Source organism: Parvibaculum sp., assembly GCF_049672805.1.
GTDB lineage: Bacteria > Pseudomonadota > Alphaproteobacteria > Parvibaculales > Parvibaculaceae > Parvibaculum.
Genome location: NZ_JBATWS010000070.1, coordinates 1 through 2,612, shown reverse-complemented (window position 1 = coordinate 2,612; position 2,612 = coordinate 1). Strand labels below are relative to the sequence as shown.

4 protein-coding genes are annotated in these 2,612 nt (G+C 63.2%); 2 read left to right on the top strand and 2 right to left on the bottom strand.

Going from position 1 to position 2,612, the window contains the following annotated elements; genetic code table 11:
- Both WBF74_RS02255 and ruvX read right to left on the bottom strand, forming a co-directional pair.
- Positions 1 to 802: AEC family transporter (locus tag WBF74_RS02255; RefSeq protein ID WP_424434535.1), on the bottom strand; the 802-nt coding region annotated here is incomplete at its 3' end.
- A 35-nt stretch (positions 803 to 837) separates the two neighbouring features.
- On the bottom strand, positions 838 to 1,308 hold the full coding sequence (gene ruvX, locus WBF74_RS02250; RefSeq protein ID WP_424434532.1) for a Holliday junction resolvase RuvX: 471 nt from the start codon (positions 1,306 to 1,308) through the stop codon (positions 838 to 840).
- A gap of 228 nt (positions 1,309 to 1,536) precedes the next feature.
- Here ruvX and gatC point away from each other — a divergent pair, with 228 nt between their 5' ends.
- Both gatC and WBF74_RS02240 read left to right on the top strand, forming a co-directional pair.
- Positions 1,537 to 1,824, top strand: a complete 288-nt coding sequence (gene gatC / locus WBF74_RS02245) for an Asp-tRNA(Asn)/Glu-tRNA(Gln) amidotransferase subunit GatC (RefSeq protein ID WP_424434529.1) — start codon at positions 1,537 to 1,539, stop codon at positions 1,822 to 1,824.
- A gap of 3 nt (positions 1,825 to 1,827) precedes the next feature.
- A partial coding sequence (locus WBF74_RS02240) for an amidase (protein WP_424434526.1) occupies positions 1,828 to 2,612 on the top strand: 785 nt, incomplete at its 3' end.

The window sequence follows — 2,612 nt, the reverse complement described above, 5'->3', positions numbered from 1 at the left end:
AGGAGGAGGTGGCGCCCGGCACGGTGGCGCAGATCAGCACGACGAGGCGGGCGAGGCCGTCCACGCCGAAGAGGAGGCAGAAGCCCATCATGATGAGCGGCATGACAAGAAGCTTGAGGAAGCTCGTATAGAGCACGATCCATTTCTTTTGCAGCACGTTCACGACCTGAAGCCCCGCGCCCACCGCGAGGAGGCCGAGGGTGAGTGAAGCGTCGCCCACGATCTTGAAGGTTGTGGCGAGCGGGCCGGGCAGGCCGATGCCGGTGAGATTCAGCGTGATGCCCGCGACGCAGGCGAGGATGAGCGGGTTGCGCGAGAGAAGTCGGGCGACGGTGGCGGGGCCAGCGGGTGTCGCGCCTGCATAGCGCGTCAACACGGTGACCGAGACGACATTCGCAATCGGCACCATAACGGCGACGGCAACCGCTGCGAGCGTGAGGCCGGGCTTTCCCCAGAGAGAGGCGATGGCGGCGAGCGCGACGAAACTGTTCCAGCGCACCGCGCCCTGAAAGACGCTCGAAAACTCCGCGCCGCTCATCGGCAGGAAGCGTTTGGAGAGCATCAGCACCAGAACCATCGTCACCATGCCGGCTGCAAGGGCGGCGGCCATGGTGCTCACCTCGCCAAGTGACACATGTGCGACGGCGAGCGTGTAGCAGAGAAGGGCGGGGAAGAGGACGTAGTAGTTGATCTGGTCAAGCGGTGCCCAGAGCGCCTCACCGGGGAAATCTTTTCGGCGGATGATGAATCCGAGCGCGATGACGAGGAAGACGGGAACGAGCGAGTTCAGGATCGGGAGCATGGATCGCGCTTCTCGGGTTCAGATGCGGGGGAGGGTCAGAGCTTGCGCAGCCGGTCGAGCGCGCCTTGCAGGATGTAGGCAGCCGCCATCTTGTCCACGACCTCGTCGCGCCGGGCGCGGCTTGCATCAGCGTCGAGCAGGGTGCGGGTGACGGCCATTGTGGACATACGCTCATCCCAGAAGACGACAGGCAGGTCCGTCAGCTTTTCGAGATTGCGCACAAAGGCCCGGGTGGACTGGCAGCGCGGTCCTTCCGTGCCATCCATATTGAGCGGCAGGCCGAAGACGAGGGCGGCTGCTTCATGCTCCCTGGCGAGGGCGATCAGCCTTTCGGCATCGGCCGTGAACTTTGTCCGCTTGATGGTTTCGAGCGGGCTTGCGATGGAGCGCGAGACATCTGAAAGGGCAAGGCCGATGGTTTTCGTGCCAAGGTCCACGCCGATAAGCCTGTCATGGCGCTTGAGCCCGGCTTCAAGTTCTTCAAGAAGTTTCACATTGCCGCTCAAGTGGCTGTATCCTTTTGGGTATCCGGTTTTGTGCCCGTGGCTAAAGGGCCGGGATCGGTGGTGTCATGCCCCTTCATACGCGCCTTTATATATATTGTCGCCCTGCCGTTGCAGCGCAGGGCTTCGGCTTGTTATGTTCCCCCGCGATTCAATGGAGCAAGAGGTGCTTCGCCGGGCATCTGCCCCGGAGCGGCCTCCTCTTCCGACCACCAAACTAAAGGCGGACCCATGTCGGTCGATCAGAAAACGGTCCGGCACATCGCCCGGCTTGCGCGGATTGCCGTGCGGGATGATGAGCTGGAGGCGCTGGCCAAGGAAATAAGCGGCATCCTCGATTGGGTGGAGCAGCTCAATGAGGTGGATGTCACGGGCGTTGAGCCGATGACGAGCGCGGTCGCCATCTCCATGAAGATGCGCGACGACGTGGTCACGGAGCCGAACCTTCAGAAGGAAGTGACGCAGAACGCGCCCGGCGCGGAAGACGGCTTCTTCGTTGTGCCGAAAGTGGTGGAGTAGGCGATGAGCGATCTGACAAAGCTGACGCTGGCGGCTGCCCGCGACGCGTTGAAGAAGAAGGAAGTCACCTCCGTCGAGCTGACAGGCGCCTATCTCAAGGAGATGGAAGCGGCGACTGCGCTCAACGCCTATGTGACTGTGACCGCCGACAAGGCCCTCGACATGGCCAAAGCCGCCGATGAGCGGCTCGCAAAAGGCCAGGGTGGCGCGCTTGAAGGCGTGCCGCTCGGCATCAAGGATCTCTTCAACACGAAGGATGTGCGCACGACGGCGGCCAGCCGGATGCTGGAAAACTTCGTGCCGCCTTATGAATCGACCGTGACAGCCAATCTCTGGCGCGAAGGCGCGGTGATGCTCGGCAAGCTCAACTGCGATGAGTTCGCCATGGGCTCGTCCAATGAGACCAGCTATTTCGGCCCGGTGATCAATCCGTGGCGGCGCAAGGGGTCGGATGCGAAGCTGGTGCCGGGCGGTTCGTCCGGCGGTTCGTCGGCTGCAGTTGCGGCGTGGCTCTGCGCGGCGGCGACGGCGACGGACACAGGCGGCTCTATCCGTCAGCCTGCGGCCTTCACCGGCACAGTGGGGCTCAAGCCCAGCTATGGGCGTTGCTCGCGGTGGGGGATTGTCGCCTTTGCCTCCTCTCTCGATCAGGCGGGCCCGATCACGCGCGATGTGCGCGATGCCGCGATCATGCTGAGCGTGATGGCAGGGCATGACGAAAAGGACACGACAAGCGTTGATCGCCCCGTGCCGGACTATGAAGCGGCGCTTGCGCAGGGCATCAAGGG

Bases quoted from the DNA above. Each gene is read 5' to 3' on its own strand.
- gatC (WP_424434529.1), top strand. From the start codon at position 1,537: ATGTCGGTCGATCAGAAAACGGTCCGGCACATCGCCCGGCTTGCGCGG.